The sequence below is a fragment of the Klebsiella terrigena genome, assembly GCF_006539725.1.
Lineage (GTDB): Bacteria > Pseudomonadota > Gammaproteobacteria > Enterobacterales > Enterobacteriaceae > Klebsiella > Klebsiella terrigena.
In genome coordinates, this window is record NZ_BJNO01000025.1 from 1 (window position 1) to 15,091 (window position 15,091).

Annotated in this window: 14 protein-coding genes and 1 other RNA gene; 8 read left to right on the top strand and 7 right to left on the bottom strand. The window is 55.3% G+C overall.

Going from position 1 to position 15,091, the window contains the following annotated elements; all coding sequences use genetic code 11:
- Positions 1 to 206 precede the first annotated feature (206 nt).
- Positions 207 to 1,649 carry a protein adenylyltransferase SelO gene (selO, locus tag RTE01_RS21930; protein ID WP_123551555.1) on the top strand — a complete coding sequence of 481 codons (1,443 nt, stop codon included), beginning with the start codon at positions 207 to 209 and terminating at the stop codon, positions 1,647 to 1,649.
- Positions 1,650 to 1,702: 53 nt separating this feature from the next.
- On the opposite strand, the gene hemP is transcribed toward selO, so the two are convergent.
- The 3 genes from hemP to ppsR form a co-directional block, all read right to left on the bottom strand.
- Positions 1,703 to 1,882, bottom strand: coding sequence for a hemin uptake protein HemP (hemP, locus tag RTE01_RS21935; protein ID WP_161795705.1), 180 nt, complete (start codon positions 1,880 to 1,882; stop codon positions 1,703 to 1,705).
- Between the two features lie 175 nt (positions 1,883 to 2,057).
- Positions 2,058 to 3,104: a 3-deoxy-7-phosphoheptulonate synthase AroH gene (aroH, locus tag RTE01_RS21940; protein ID WP_134526524.1), complete on the bottom strand. Its 1,047-nt coding sequence runs from the start codon at positions 3,102 to 3,104 to the stop codon at positions 2,058 to 2,060.
- Between the two features lie 154 nt (positions 3,105 to 3,258).
- On the bottom strand, positions 3,259 to 4,092 hold the full coding sequence (ppsR, locus tag RTE01_RS21945; protein WP_041147670.1) for a posphoenolpyruvate synthetase regulatory kinase/phosphorylase PpsR: 834 nt from the start codon (positions 4,090 to 4,092) through the stop codon (positions 3,259 to 3,261).
- A 340-nt stretch (positions 4,093 to 4,432) separates the two neighbouring features.
- On the opposite strand from ppsR, the gene ppsA reads away from it, so the two are divergent.
- The 4 genes from ppsA (at position 4,433) to RTE01_RS21965 (ending at position 8,524) form a co-directional block, all read left to right on the top strand.
- Complete coding sequence (gene ppsA, locus RTE01_RS21950) at positions 4,433 to 6,811, top strand: phosphoenolpyruvate synthase (RefSeq protein ID WP_134526521.1); 2,379 nt, start codon at positions 4,433 to 4,435, stop codon at positions 6,809 to 6,811.
- Positions 6,812 to 7,278: 467 nt separating this feature from the next.
- Positions 7,279 to 7,761, top strand: a complete 483-nt coding sequence (locus RTE01_RS21955) for an Hcp family type VI secretion system effector (protein WP_123551554.1) — start codon at positions 7,279 to 7,281, stop codon at positions 7,759 to 7,761.
- A gap of 11 nt (positions 7,762 to 7,772) precedes the next feature.
- Positions 7,773 to 8,225: an STM2901 family protein gene (locus RTE01_RS21960; protein WP_134526518.1), complete on the top strand. Its 453-nt coding sequence runs from the start codon at positions 7,773 to 7,775 to the stop codon at positions 8,223 to 8,225.
- The gene (locus RTE01_RS21965; protein ID WP_227503252.1) at positions 8,225 to 8,524 is read left to right on the top strand and encodes a DUF1493 family protein; all 300 of its coding nucleotides are present in this window, start codon (positions 8,225 to 8,227) and stop codon (positions 8,522 to 8,524) included. The genes RTE01_RS21960 and RTE01_RS21965 overlap by 1 nt, the downstream gene beginning before the upstream one ends.
- A 53-nt stretch (positions 8,525 to 8,577) precedes the next feature.
- On the opposite strand, the gene rprA is transcribed toward RTE01_RS21965, so the two are convergent.
- Together rprA and ydiK are read right to left on the bottom strand one after the other, a co-directional pair.
- An RNA gene (gene rprA / locus RTE01_RS21970) (antisense sRNA RprA) lies at positions 8,578 to 8,685 on the bottom strand.
- Positions 8,686 to 8,869: 184 nt separating this feature from the next.
- Positions 8,870 to 9,994, bottom strand: a complete 1,125-nt coding sequence (gene ydiK / locus RTE01_RS21975) for an AI-2E family transporter YdiK (protein ID WP_123551552.1) — start codon at positions 9,992 to 9,994, stop codon at positions 8,870 to 8,872.
- A 322-nt stretch (positions 9,995 to 10,316) separates the two neighbouring features.
- Here ydiK and ydiJ point away from each other — a divergent pair, with 322 nt between their 5' ends.
- Both ydiJ and menI read left to right on the top strand, forming a co-directional pair.
- Complete coding sequence (ydiJ, locus tag RTE01_RS21980) at positions 10,317 to 13,373, top strand: D-2-hydroxyglutarate dehydrogenase YdiJ (RefSeq protein WP_135184384.1); 3,057 nt, start codon at positions 10,317 to 10,319, stop codon at positions 13,371 to 13,373.
- Positions 13,370 to 13,780 carry a 1,4-dihydroxy-2-naphthoyl-CoA hydrolase gene (gene menI, locus RTE01_RS21985; RefSeq protein ID WP_041146035.1) on the top strand — a complete coding sequence of 137 codons (411 nt, stop codon included), beginning with the start codon at positions 13,370 to 13,372 and terminating at the stop codon, positions 13,778 to 13,780. Before ydiJ ends, menI begins: the two co-directional genes overlap by 4 nt.
- A gap of 54 nt (positions 13,781 to 13,834) precedes the next feature.
- Here menI and RTE01_RS21990 read toward each other — a convergent pair whose 3' ends face one another.
- Complete coding sequence (locus tag RTE01_RS21990; RefSeq protein WP_041146034.1) at positions 13,835 to 14,023, bottom strand: YegP family protein; 189 nt, start codon at positions 14,021 to 14,023, stop codon at positions 13,835 to 13,837.
- A gap of 166 nt (positions 14,024 to 14,189) precedes the next feature.
- Between RTE01_RS21990 and RTE01_RS21995 the strand changes: the two genes are divergently transcribed.
- A complete protein-coding gene (locus RTE01_RS21995) occupies positions 14,190 to 14,438 on the top strand; it encodes a GlsB/YeaQ/YmgE family stress response membrane protein (protein ID WP_041146033.1) in 249 nt (82 codons plus the stop codon).
- A 230-nt stretch (positions 14,439 to 14,668) separates the two neighbouring features.
- On the opposite strand, the gene RTE01_RS22000 is transcribed toward RTE01_RS21995, so the two are convergent.
- Positions 14,669 to 14,998 carry a hypothetical protein gene (locus RTE01_RS22000; protein WP_134526515.1) on the bottom strand — a complete coding sequence of 110 codons (330 nt, stop codon included), beginning with the start codon at positions 14,996 to 14,998 and terminating at the stop codon, positions 14,669 to 14,671.
- Positions 14,999 to 15,091: the final 93 nt, after the last annotated feature.

The following is a 15,091-nucleotide window of genomic DNA, read 5'->3' on the forward strand; positions in this document are numbered from 1 at the left end:
AGGGCCCCGCTGCACGATTTTCTATGACTAAACGTTCAGTGTTGCGAAGAGACGGACGGGTGAGGGCAGTAACCACCGGGTCTCTTAGTTAACAAACAGAGGTACAAACGCGAGACCTCCGGCTTCCTCACTTTATCTTGATAACCCTGCCATTCGCCCGTGTTAATACTTTGTTGAAGGCACTACACTGAAGGCCGGAGGAACCCATGACCCTGTCTTTTACAACCCACTGGCGTGATGAACTGCCAGATTTCTACACCGCCCTGACCCCGACGCCGCTGAGCAACGCGCGGCCGATCTGGCACAACGCACCGCTGGCGCAGACGTTGGGCGTGCCTGAGGCGCTATTTCAGCCGTCAACGGGCGCCGGCGTTTGGGGCGGCGAAACGCTGCTACCCGGCATGTCGCCGCTGGCGCAGGTCTATAGCGGCCATCAGTTCGGCTCCTGGGCCGGGCAGCTGGGCGACGGCCGCGGGATCCTGCTGGGCGAGCAGCAGCTGCCCGATGGCCGGCGAATGGACTGGCATCTGAAGGGCGCCGGGCTCACGCCCTATTCGCGAATGGGCGACGGGCGCGCGGTGCTGCGTTCGACGATCCGCGAAGGCCTGGCATCGGAAGCGATGCACGCTCTGGGCATACCCACCACCCGCGCGCTGTCGATCGTGACCAGCGACACGCCGGTGTATCGTGAAACCGTCGAGCAGGGAGCGATGCTGATGCGTATCGCTGAGAGCCACGTGCGCTTTGGCCACTTCGAGCACTTTTACTATCGCCGGGAGGCCGAAAAGGTGCAGCAGCTGGCCGACTACGTGATTCGTCATCACTGGCCTGAGCTCGACGGAGAGGCGGATAAGTACATTCTGTGGTTCCGCGACGTTGTCGCCAGAACGGCGACGCTTATCGCCAGCTGGCAAACGGTAGGCTTTGCGCATGGGGTAATGAATACCGATAACATGTCGATTCTCGGCCTGACGATGGACTACGGCCCGTACGGGTTCCTTGATGACTTCAAGCCTGATTTCATCTGCAACCATTCGGATTACCAGGGGCGCTATAGCTTTGAGAATCAGCCGGCGGTAGGGCTGTGGAATCTGCAGCGTCTGGCGCAGTCGCTGTCGCCGTTCATCAGCGCCGATGCGCTAAATGCGGCCCTGGATGGCTACCAGCACGCGCTGCTGAGCGCCTACGGCCGCCGCATGCGCGACAAGCTTGGCCTGTTTACCCCGCAGCAGGGCGATAACGATCTGCTGGACGGTCTGTTTGCGCTGATGATACGCGAAGGCAGCGATTACACCCGCACCTTCAGGATGCTGAGCGCCAGCGAGCAGCTCAGCGCCGCCTCGCCGCTGCGCGATGAGTTTATCGATCGCGCCGCCTTTGATAGCTGGTTCGACGGCTACCGTGCGCGCCTGCGTGATGAGCAGATTGATGATGCGCAGCGTCAGCAGCGCATGCGTTCCGTCAACCCGGCGCTGGTGCTACGTAACTGGCTGGCGCAGCGGGCCATCGAGCAGGCGGAACAGGGGAATACCGGCGAGCTGGAGCGGCTGCACGAGGCGCTGGCTCAGCCGTTTATCGACCGGGAAGATGATTACGTCAGCCGCCCGCCGGACTGGGGAAAAGGGCTGGAAGTCAGCTGCTCCAGCTGATACGCCGGTGCAATCGGGTGCCGTGCTCTCCTCGCGTCAGGCGGCGGGGAGGGCTATTTTGTCAGGATCAGCTTACCGGCATGGGTTTGGCGCAGCAGATAGCGCTGGCCGTCATGCTCGATAACCACCCGACCTTCGGGACCTAGCAGCACCCGGCTGCAAATTTTACGATCCGTGGCGACAGGGTAAGGGGCATTGTCTTTTGTTTTTTCAGCTGTGGCAGTGTTATCCATTCGCGTCATAGCACCAAAAATAAAAATAAAAGTAACAATGATAATCATTATCAGTAATGTTAATTTTCACGGCAAGCGTTTTTTATCAAAGTACTATATTTGGCAGGCTGGCGGTGGGGATATTCCGGCGCGAGGGGGGGAGAATTCCCACCGCATGCGCGGTGGGAGAGCGCGGCTACAGGCGAGTGGCGGTTGCCGCAGCCAGTTCAGCCAGCAGGCGCTCGCTGTCTTCCCAGCTCAGGCACGGGTCGGTAATCGACTGACCCCAGGTCAGCGGCTGTCCGGCGACCACTTTCTGCGTGCCTTCCTGCAGGAAGCTTTCCGCCATGATGCCGGCGATAGCCGTCGAACCGTCGCGGATCTGCTGACACACGTTCTCGCACACTTCTAACTGGCGACGATGCTGCTTCTGGCAGTTGCCGTGGCTGAAGTCCACCACCAGCTGCTCCGGCAGATCAAACTCGCGCAGCTCATCGCAGGCGGCGCTAATATCCGCCGCATGATAATTTGGCCGTTTGCCGCCGCGCATAATGATATGCCCGTAAGGGTTGCCACTGGTCTGATAGATGGTCATCTGACCCTGCTTGTCCGGAGAGAGGAACATGTGGCTGGCGCGGGATGCGCGAATCGCATCAACGGCGATGCGCGTGTTGCCATCGGTCCCGTTTTTGAATCCGACCGGGCAGGAGAGCGCGGAGGCCATCTCGCGGTGGATTTGGCTCTCGGTGGTGCGCGCGCCGATGGCGCCCCAGCTGATCAGATCGGCAATAAACTGTCCGGTCACCATATCGAGGAATTCGGTGGCGGTTGGCACGCCCAGCTCGTTGATCTGCAGCAGCAGGCGACGCGCTACTTCGATACCGTGATTGACCCGATAGCTGCCGTTCAGGTCAGGGTCGGAGATCAAACCCTTCCAGCCGACAACGGTGCGCGGTTTTTCAAAATAGGTGCGCATCACGATTTCCAGCTGCGGCTGGTAGCGCTCGCGCATCGCCTGCAGGCGCTGCGCATACTCCAGCGCGGCCTCGGTGTCGTGAATGGAACATGGGCCAATAACCACCAGCAGGCGGCGATCTTCACCGTTAAGGATCTTTTCAATTCGGCGGCGGGAAGCGGAGACGTGTGCCGCGACATCGGCAGATACGGGATGCCGCTGGGCCAGCTCCGCAGGCGTTACCAGGCTTTCAATGCGCGCGGTACGCAGTTCGTCTGTTTTATTCATTGGGGTCTCAAAAATCTGTTTCTTCCGCGACGAAACTGCCGGGAAGTGATGCGCATCACGATAAACCAATCCCCGCTTATTGCAAGAGCGGGGGATGATCCTGTATAGGCCACGGGTGATAGCATAAACAAATTTTCAATAATGTACTAGTGTGTTAGTACATTCTTCGATTCAGCCCCATAATGTCCATGATTTTCGTCGCGATTTCCTCTACCGAATAGTTGGTACTATTCAGGCAGGGAATTTTATTTTTGCGGTACAGGGCCTCCACCTCGGTGACCTCCATTCGACACTGGCGCATCGAAGCATAGCGGCTGTTTTCCCGACGCTCTTCGCGGATCGCCGCCAGGCGCTCCGGATTAATGGTCAGGCCGAACAGCTTGTGCTGGAGAGGTTTGAGCGAGGCGGGCAGGATTAAATTATCCATATCGTCGGCGATAAACGGATAGTTGGCGGCGCGGATACCGTACTGCATGGCCAAATACAGGCTGGTCGGCGTTTTGCCGCAGCGTGAGACCCCCAGCAGGATCACCTGCGCCTGATCGAGATTGCGCAGCGAGATACCATCGTCGTGGGCGAGGGTGTAGTCAATAGCGGCAATACGCGCATCGTACTTGTTCAGGTTACCCGGCGTCAGGCCGTGTGTACGATGAGCGATCGGCGTGGGGTCGAGGCGCAGCTCCTGCTGCAGCGGCGCCACCAGCGCCTGCACGATATCCTGACAGAATCCTTCACTTTGCACGATAATGTCGCGAATTTCCGGGATCACAATGGAGTAAAAAACCAGCGGACGGATACCGCTTTGCTGATAGATCGCGTCGATTTGCTCCTTCACCGCCCGCGCCCGGCTGATGTTCTCCACGAACGGCAGGGTAACGCTGCTGATAGCGACCGGAAACTGCGACATCACCGCGTGCCCCAGCACCTCGGCGGTAATGGCCGTCCCGTCGGAAATATAAAATACGTGGCGATCTACAGCACTTTCCATTTTGACCATCCGGTATAATGAGTTTAATTACCTGAAAGCAGTTATTAAATTTAAGCATATCCGTTTATGTTTTGTCTCACTTTAAAAATGAAACGCTATTTTTATTTTTAATGAAAAGGTAGGTTCATTTTTGCCTGCTGGTTATTTTTTGTCTCTTATTGCAGCAGATTCAAGAAGAATCATTGAGTTAGCTATATCAGGTGAACTGTCCTAAAAAAGAAAAAATAATTTGCTTGAACGATTCACCGTTTTTTTCAGCCGCGTAAATATGTCAGGATAAATCCCGTAGTTGATCGTGAGTTTTTTATCACTGGTATTAAATCACAAAAGGATTGTCTCGATGTCCAACAATGGCTCGTCACCGCTGGTGCTTTGGTATAACCAACTCGGCATGAATGATGTAGACAGAGTTGGGGGCAAAAATGCCTCCCTTGGTGAAATGATCACTAATCTGTCCGGTATGGGTGTTAGCGTACCGAACGGATTTGCCACCACCGCTGATGCCTTCAATCAGTTCCTGGACCAAAGCGGCGTAAACCAGCGCATTTATGAACTGCTGGATAAAACCGACATTGACGACGTTTCCGCATTAGCGAAAGCGGGGGGACAGATCCGTCAGTGGATCATCGATACCCCGTTCCAGAGCGAACTGGAAGACGCGATTCGCGATGCCTATAAGCAGCTGTCCGCCGACAACGCTGAGGCCTCTTTTGCCGTGCGCTCCTCCGCCACGGCTGAAGATATGCCCGATGCCTCCTTCGCCGGGCAGCAAGAGACATTCCTGAACGTGCAGGGCTTCGATGCCGTGCTCGTCGCAGTGAAGCACGTGTTTGCTTCGCTGTTTAACGATCGTGCGATCTCCTATCGCGTGCATCAGGGTTACGATCACCGCGGCGTGGCGCTATCCGCTGGGGTGCAGCGCATGGTCCGCTCCGACCTCGCCTCGTCCGGCGTCATGTTCTCCATCGATACCGAATCCGGTTTCGACCAGGTGGTGTTTATCACCTCAGCCTGGGGCCTGGGGGAAATGGTGGTGCAGGGCGCGGTCAACCCGGATGAATTCTACGTCCATAAGCCAACGCTGGAAGCTGGTCGTCCTGCTATCGTGCGCAGAACCATGGGATCGAAAAAAATCCGCATGATTTATGCGCCGACCCAGGAGCATGGCAAGCAGGTGCGTATTGAGGATGTGCCGCAGGCGCAGCGCGATATTTTCTCGTTGACCGACGAGGAAGTGCAGGAGCTGGCGAAGCAGGCGGTGCAGATCGAGAAGCACTACGGGCGTCCGATGGATATCGAGTGGGCGAAAGATGGCCATACCGGCGAGCTGTTTATCGTCCAGGCCCGTCCGGAAACCGTGCGCTCGCGCGGCCAGGTCATGGAGCGCTATACGCTGCATGCCCAAGGGCAGATTGTCGCCGAAGGGCGTGCCATCGGTCACCGCATTGGCGCGGGCCCGGTGAAGGTTATCCATGATATCAGCGAGATGAACCGCATCGAGCCGGGCGACGTCCTGGTTACCGACATGACCGACCCGGACTGGGAACCGATCATGAAGAAAGCGGCGGCCATCGTGACCAACCGCGGCGGGCGTACCTGCCACGCGGCGATTATCGCCCGTGAGCTGGGGATCCCGGCAGTGGTGGGCTGCGGCGACGCCACCGATCGCATCCAGGAAAACCAGAACGTGACCGTTTCCTGTGCGGAAGGCGATACCGGCTACGTCTATGCTGAGCTGCTGGACTTCAGTATCAAGAGCTCCAGCGTGGGCGAAATGCCCGACCTGCCGCTGAAAATTATGATGAACGTCGGTAACCCGGACCGGGCGTTTGACTTCGCCTGCCTGCCAAACGAAGGCGTAGGTCTGGCGCGCCTGGAGTTCATCATCAACCGGATGATTGGCGTTCACCCGCGCGCGCTGCTGGAGTTCGATGACCAGGAGCCTGGCCTGCAGAACGAAATCCGCGAGCTGATGAAAGGCTACGATTCACCGAGAGAGTTCTACGTCGGTCGCCTGACGGAAGGGATCGCCACCCTGGGGGCGGCATTCTATCCGAAACGCGTTATCGTGCGCCTGTCCGACTTCAAATCTAACGAATACGCCAACCTGGTGGGCGGCGAGCGCTATGAGCCGGAAGAAGAGAACCCAATGCTCGGCTTCCGCGGCGCCGGCCGCTACGTTTCCGACAGCTTCCGCGACTGTTTTGCGCTGGAGTGCGATGCGGTTAAGCGCGTGCGTAACGACATGGGGCTGAGCAACGTCGAGATCATGGTGCCGTTCGTCCGTACCGTCGCCCAGGCGAAAGCGGTAGTGGAAGAGCTGGAGCGTCAGGGCCTGAAACGCGGCGAGAACGGCCTCAAAATCATCATGATGTGTGAAATTCCATCCAATGCCCTGCTGGCGGAACAGTTCCTTGAGTACTTTGACGGCTTCTCTATCGGCTCGAACGATATGACGCAGCTGGCACTGGGCCTGGATCGCGACTCTGGCGTTGTTTCTGAGCTGTTTGACGAACGTAACGACGCGGTGAAAGCGCTGCTGTCGATGGCGATTCGCGCGGCGAAGAAGCAGGGTAAATATGTCGGTATTTGCGGGCAGGGCCCGTCCGACCACGAGGACTTTGCTGCCTGGCTGATGGAAGAGGGGATTGATAGTCTGTCCCTGAACCCGGACACCGTGGTGCAAACCTGGCTTGGTCTGGCTGAGCTCAAAAAATAACGCACCTTTGCCCATGCAAACCCCGCCGCTAATGGCGGGGTTTTTTATTTTAATAGCCTCCTGGTCAGGTATTTTGCGGTCAGGCATATAGAGCGGAAAGAACAGTTCGTTTTCCTGGTGCGCCTGCGCCCTTCCTGCCAGACAGCTATATCAAGGCTGAACGCTTTACAGCGATGAAAAAGGAAACATAGCGTATCGGGACGTACAGAAGGAGATGACGGCCATAAGCTGTTCAACTGTGGCGAAGGAAACAAGAGATAATCAGACTAAATAACTGCGCCTTCGTAGATACAGGTAAAATGATTAAGAAAGTAAATTATGCCGCAACTTTATTCATCAAGATTATGATGGATGCAGCTTTAATTCATCGGTATGTATATTTTGATTTTTCTATAATATCTAATTCTTGAGGTTACCTTCACTTCTGTGATTTATTATGTTCTCAACTTAGGAGAGGGCTAAAAATCATGGCAATTCCTGCTTATTTGTGGCTGAAAGATGATGGCGGCGCGCTTATTAAAGGGGGTGTCGATGTTCTTAATCGAGAGTCCAGCATTGAGATTAAGGGGTTTCATCACAACTTAATGATTCCTACTGATAATGCGACAGGGAAAGTAACAGGTACACGAATGCATTCACCGATGCTGTTAGTGAAAGAGTTCGATTATTCCAGCCCATATCTTTATAAAGCGGTAAGTACGGGGCAAAATCTGACTTCAGCAGAGATTAAATGGTACAAAATTAATGATGCTGGTCAGGAAGTTGAGTATTTTAACATGTTTCTTGAGGAGGTTCGGATCGTCTCTATTTCTCCCTCTATGGCTTCACCAGACAACCCGAATGAGAATCATATGGAAACCCTGGAGCTTCGCTACGAGAAAATTACGTGGAAACACTGCGATGGCAATATTATGCATACTGATGCATGGAACCAGCGTCAGACGGCGTAACGGAGGGCTGCATGGACACGACTGAAGAGCTTAACGGTACCTACTTCTATCACGGCCACGCTAATGTTGCGCGGGAAGAGCTGTTTTGGCTTATTTTTCTGGAGATTTTTGCCAGTCGTACCGGTATTGCAATAGAAACGGCTGCTATGATTTTATCCGGGCAGCCTATTTTACCTAAACCTAAAGGATTGGGTAAATCAACGTCTCGGACCAGCATTGCATCAAAAATGGCACGCCGGATATTTAAGGACAGACGTTTTTCTGAAAATATTCGCGTAGCAACATCCGTTGGTTTTGGAAGTGCAAGATATACAACTAAAATGGGTACAGTTGTCGGGCGTGCTGTTCCGTATCTTGGATATGCACAGGCTGTAGTCATTATGATGCACGTTGCTAAAGATACAAGGAACAAATATAACATGATTGCAAGGGCTGCAGATCGTATAGGATGGGCATATTTCTGATGGTTGATGAAAGAGAGATACTTCAATACCTCACCGATAAGTACAGTGAAAGAAAACAGCCTGTACAGAAAAACTGGACGTTTCAAGAGTATTTCAATTTCGTCGATGAAGAACTAGAAGAAATGCTCATTGATTTATTTACCCGATACAATATCAGGTATGATGGCTTCAATTTATATCATTACTTCGAGCCTGAACGTCCCTGGTGGAAGGGTAAGCCTCCTGAAAGAAAGCTTAAACCACTTACCGTAGAAATGATCATTGAATCTGCCAGGGCTGGTGTATGGCTCTATGAGTAAGAAAAGCGTCCATCAGGAGGCGCTCTATCGCGGTGTCACCGTTAGGATTTCAGGCAAAAAAATGCCCATCGTGGGAGATGGGCAAAGACTACACACAGCAATTCGTTGTTTCACTCAGGGGATTTCCATGCTTATAAATCAATATGTTGATTTATAACCGTGCTCATATAGTAGACACGGGGACTTTTTGCGTCGATCGGATTCCTCTCAATAGTTAAATTGAAGTGAAGAATATGCGTGGGATATGTAGCGAAAGGTACGGTGAGGGCGTCAGGCAGGCATGAATGTATAAGATTTATTTATGTTTAAGGCGGGTTTCCCCGCCTTGATATGCGCTGTCAGGGCTTACTTGTCGCTTTTGATATTGCCGGCATTAAGCTCGGTGAGCTCGGCCAGCACCTGCTCGGGGTCTTTCGGCGGCGGCGGAACTTCGTGCACCCAGGCGTCGTACAGTCGCCATGACACGGCGAGCAGGACCGGGCCGATAAACAGGCCAATCATGCCAAAGGCAATCAGGCCGCCGATAACGCCGGAGAGGATCAGGATCATCGGCAGATCGGCACCCATGCGAATAAGCATCGGACGAATGACGTTATCCATTGTTCCCACCACGCAGCTCCACACCAGCAGCACGGTGCCCCAGGTGGTATCGCCGCTGTAGTACAGCCAGATAATGGACGGGATGAGCACGATCAACGGCCCCAGCTGAACGAGGCAGGTGAAGATCATCACCACCGTCAGCAGCGCGGCGTAAGGCACGCCGGTGACCGCCAGGCCGATGCCGCCCAGTACCGCCTGAGTCAGGGCGGTAACCACCACCCCCAGCGCCACGGCGCGAATGGCCTGTCCTGCCAACAGTACCGCGGCATCACCGCGCTTGGCCGCCAGGCGGGTGGCGAAATAGCGGAAGCCATAGGCCACTTTTTCACCCTGCCAGTAGAGCAGGGCGCTGAACAGCAGCATCAGCCCGCAGTAGACCAGCAGTTTGCCAATGTGCGCCGCCTGTCCCACAAACCAGGTGGTGGTGGTGCCGATATAGGGCCGAATTTTGGCCATGATCGCCGCGCCCCCCATATCCAGCAGGCCATGCCATGCGGAGTAGAGCTTGCCGCCGATCAGCGGGATGCTGTTCAGCCAGGCAAAATCCGGCAGGCTCACGCTACCGGTGGTAAACATTTTAATCAGCGGCGCGCTGTTATCGACCAGGCTGTTGACCAGCAGCGCGATCGGGATAACGAACAGCAGGAATAACAGCACGGTCATGACCAGCACCGCGAGGGCGCGTTTGCCAAGCAGCAGCCGCTGCAGGCGGAGAAGTACCGGCCAGGTGGCAATGACCACGGTGCCTGCCCAGGCAAATGACAGAATAAAGGGCTGTACGACCCACAGGCAGGAAACAATAATCAGGGACAAAAACAGCACCGATAGCAGAACCTGCGGGATATCCCGGGGCTGACGATCGTTAATCATAGAGAAATTTTACCTTTCCAGTGGCGCCAAAAGGCTGACGCAGCGTAATTCCATGTACGGATAATAATACCAATAATTTCGCGAGCCTGATTCTGCACATAAATCTGGTGGGCGCATATGAAAAAAATGTGATAAAAAGTTGACTGCACTACGCAATCGTTTAGTTACCCACACACAAAATCATCCAGGATACCTCGAACCGGCAGGTGAAAGCTCGCGACGTTTGCCTAAGTCAACGTTCGGCGCAGCAAAAGCGGCTGACGAAAGCGCTCCGAAGGATGAAGTTTTTACAACACAACATAGTCAGGCAGGGTCAAGCGTTATGATCCCACAAATTTCTCAAGCACCAGGCGTCGTTCAGCTGGTATTGAATTTTTTGCAGGTACTGGAGCAACAAGGTTTTACCGGCGATACCGCCACCAGCTATGCCGACAGGCTGACGATGGCGACGGATAACAGCATCTATCAGCTGCTGCCGGACGCGATTTTATTCCCTCGCTCTACGGCGGACGTCGCGCTGCTGGCGAGAGTGGCGGCGGATGAGCGTTTTAAAACGCTGGTCTTTACGCCACGCGGCGGCGGCACCGGCACCAACGGCCAGTCGCTGAACGCGGGAATAGTCGTTGATATGTCCCGCTATATGAACCGCATTATCGAAATTAACCCGGAAGAAGGCTGGGTTAGGGTCGAAGCCGGGGTCATTAAAGATCAGCTCAACCAATATCTTAAGCCGTACGGCTACTTTTTCGCGCCGGAGCTGTCAACCAGCAACCGCGCCACCCTCGGCGGAATGATCAATACCGATGCCTCCGGCCAGGGGTCGCTGGTGTACGGTAAAACCTCCGATCACGTGCTGGGCGTGCGCTCGGTGCTGATGGGGGGCGATATTCTGGATACCCAGGCCATTCCCGCAGCCCTGGCAGAAACCCTGGCAAACGAGCAGTCGGCAATCGGGCGCATTTACCGCACCGTCTACCAGCGCTGCAAAGCGCAGCGCCAGCTGATTATCGATAAATTCCCCAAACTTAACCGCTTCCTGACCGGCTACGATCTGCGCCACGTCTTTAATGACGATCTCAGCGAATTCGACCTGACGCGGGTATTAACCGGTTCGGAAGGGACGCTGGCGTTTATTACCGAAGCGCGTCTCGACATCACCCGACTGCCGAAGGTACGTCGGCTGGTGAACGTTAAGTATGATTCGTTTGACTCGGCGCTGCGCAATGCGCCGTTTATGGTGGCGGCCAACGCGCTGTCGGTGGAAACCGTCGACTCGAAGGTGCTCAACCTCGCGCGCGAGGATATTGTCTGGCACTCCGTCAGCGAACTGATCGCCGACGTGCCGGATAAAGAGATGCTGGGGCTGAACATCGTCGAGTTTTCCGGCGATGACGTCGAGCTAATCGACGGCCAGGTGGCTTCGCTGTGTCAGCGCCTGGATCGGCTGATCGCGCAGGGTGAAGCCGGCGTCATCGGCTGGCAGGTATGCGGCGAGCTGGACGGCGTTGAGCGTATCTATGCGATGCGTAAAAAGGCGGTAGGGCTGCTGGGTAACGCGAAGGGCGCGGCTAAACCGATTCCCTTTGCCGAAGATACCTGCGTGCCGCCGGAGCATCTGGCGGATTACATCGTCGAGTTTCGCGCGCTGCTGGACGCCCACGGCCTGAGCTACGGCATGTTTGGTCACGTTGATGCCGGGGTGCTGCACGTGCGCCCGGCGCTGGATATGTGCGATCCTCAGCAGGAAGTGCTGATGAAGCGGATCTCCGATCAAGTGGTCGCCCTGACGGCCAAATACGGCGGCCTGCTGTGGGGTGAGCACGGGAAGGGGTTCCGCGCCGAGTACAGCCCGGCGTTCTTTGGCGACGAGCTCTACGGCGAGCTGCGGAAAGTGAAGGCGGCATTTGACCCGGATAACCGCCTTAACCCGGGTAAAATTTGCCCGCCGGAAGGCGTCGATGCGCCGATGATGAAGGTGGACGCGGTGAAACGCGGCACCTTCGATCGCCAGATCCCTATCGCCGTACGCAGCTCATGGCGCGGGGCGATGGAGTGTAACGGCAACGGCCTGTGCTTTAACTTTGATGTTAAAAGCCCGATGTGCCCGTCGATGAAGGTGAGCAATCATCGTATCCATTCGCCAAAAGGCCGGGCAACGCTGGTGCGCGAGTGGCTGCGTCTGCTGGCCGATCGGGGTATCGATCCCAACCAGCTGGAGAGCCAGCTGACGGAGAAACGCGCCAGCCTGCGCGAGCTTATCGAGCGTACCCGCAACAGCTGGCACGCGCGCAAGGGCGAGTATGACTTCTCCCATGAGGTCAAAGAGGCGATGTCCGGCTGCCTGGCCTGTAAAGCCTGCTCTACCCAGTGTCCGATTAAAATCGACGTTCCGGAGTTCCGTTCGCGCTTCCTGCAGCTTTACCACAGCCGCTATCTGCGCCCGGTGCGCGACCATCTGGTAGCGACGGTGGAATCCTACGCGCCGTTGATGGCGCAGGCGCCGAAAACCTTTAACTTCTTTATTAACCAGCCGTGGATGCGCAAGCTGTCGGAGAAGCACATCGGGATGGTGGATTTACCGCTGCTCTCTACACCGTCGCTGAAGCAGCAAATGGTCGGCCACCGTTCGGCGAATATGACGCTGGAGCAGCTTGAAACGCTGAGCGCCGAGCAAAAGGCCAAAATGGTGCTGGTGGTGCAGGATCCGTTCACCAGCTACTACGATGCGCAGGTGGTGGCTGATTTTATCCGGCTGGTGGAAAAGGTCGGCTATCAGCCGGTGCTGCTGCCGTTCTCACCAAACGGCAAGGCGCAGCATATTAAAGGCTTCCTGTCGCGTTTCGCCCGTACGGCGCAGAAAACGGCGGACTTCCTCAACCGGATGGCGCAGCTCGAGATCCCGATGGTTGGCGTCGATCCGGCCCTGGTGCTGTGCTATCGCGATGAATACAACCAGACGCTGGGCGATAAGCGCGGCGACTTCCGCGTGATGCTGGTGCATGAATGGCTGCCGCAGGCGCTGCCTGAAAACGCGGTGCAGGATAACGGCGGCGAGGCGTGGTATCTGTTTGGCCACTGCACGGAGGTCACGGCGCTCCCGGCGGCCCCGAAACAGTGGGCCGAAATTTTTGCGCGCTTTGGCGCGAAGCTGGAAAACGTCAGCGTGGGCTGCTGTGGCATGGCCGGAACCTACGGCCATGAGGTTAAAAACCATGCCAACTCGCTGGCGATTTACGCGCTTTCCTGGCAACAGGCGATTCAGCGTTTGCCGCGCAACCGCTGTCTGGTGACCGGTTACTCCTGTCGTAGTCAGGTTAAGCGTATTGAAGGCAGCGGCGTACGTCACCCGCTGCAGGCGCTGCTGGAGATTATTGGATGATTTGGAAACGTCAGACCACGCTGGAACAGCTCAACGGCATGGGCGAGGGCAATATGGTGGGTCTGCTGGATATCCGCTTTGATGTGTTTACCGATGACACTATTGAAGCCACGATGCCGGTAGACAGCCGTACCCATCAGCCGTTCGGCCTGCTGCACGGCGGCGCGTCGGTGGTGCTGGCAGAAACGCTGGGTTCGGTTGCCGGCTATTTATGCAGCGAGGGCGAGCAAAAGGTGGTGGGGCTTGAGGTTAACGCTAACCATATCCGTTCGGTCCGCGGTGGTCGGGTGCGTGGCGTCTGTAAAGCGCTGCACGTCGGGTCTCGCCATCAGGTGTGGCAGATTGAAATATCCGACGAGCAGGGGCGTCTGTGCTGCTCGTCGCGGCTGACGACGGCGGTGGTTTAAGAGCGCGCTCGCCGCCTGAGGTGATATATGGGGGAAAGTATTCCCCCATATTCTTTATAGCGATTCATCCTTAATTGTTTCGCTCGGTCCATTCTTCTGCACCGAGGCAATTCCTTTTTTGGCCGCATCCTTCGAGGAATACATTTCACTGGTGGCGATAGTTTCGTGGTTATCGGCCTTCAGTAAGAAATACCAGGGTTGGGACACGCTCTTCTCTGACTTCTTAATGACGTAATACCCCATCTTTTACCTCTTTTGACGTTAACAGCTCCCCATGATATGTAGACTATGGCGGCTTGCGCGGCAAGTAATCGTCTAATAAATATATAAATCATGCTTCACATGCTCCGTATATGCTACTATTTAATCACTATGCACTTGCAGAGCAACAAAGAGGACGGAGTTAACCATGGGTATCATTTCCTGGATCATTTTTGGTCTTATTGCCGGTATTTTAGCGAAGTGGATCATGCCGGGCAAAGACGGTGGCGGCTTTTTCGTCACTATCATTCTGGGGGTCATCGGTGCGGTAGTGGGCGGCTGGATCAGCACCTTCTTTGGCTTTGGCAAGGTTGACGGGTTTAATTTCGGTAGCTTTGTCGTTGCGGTAATTGGCGCGCTGGTGGTGCTGTTTATCTACAGAAAAATTAAGAGCTAATAGCCCTTCAGTATCAATCTGAATCATAAGATATAAAAGCTGCCGCTATTATTGGCAGCTTTTTTTTCGTTTGCATAATAGCCATGCCGATGCCTCGGGTGACTAAAAAACCACATAAACCCGATGGGGAAATCCATTTCGAGCGCTAATTTATCGCGCCTGCCGGCGCCGCTCGCAGGGACTGCCAGCGTATTTTATCGTGCCTGCACGGTTTAATTAAGCCGACAAAATCACAAGGGTCCGGTCGCTGCCATATCGGGTACGGCGACGACTTCGACATGGACCTCATAATGCCGGGCTTTGCTGGCAGGGATTAATGCGGTGAGTTTATTAATGGTGTCAGTCGGATTATCGCTGGCAACGGTTGCGGAGAAGAGCGTGGGTTTTCTCGGAGGCAGTGGCGGCATGGGCATGGGCATGGGGCCAAACTCATGGTTCATCTCAAACGGCGGCTGTCCGGCGTTATCCCGCGCAGGCGGCGTTTCGCTTTTATCCGCGGCGAAGGCGCTGGCGGCGGCAATAGAAACGGTTGCTAACAGGGCAATGATTGTTCTTTTCATCTTCGTTACCTCTTAAGTGTGTGGCTAAAATCTTAGAGGCTAGGTTTCGGGCCGACAATCCCACCGGGGGCGAATCCTCCAAATCTCCTTATT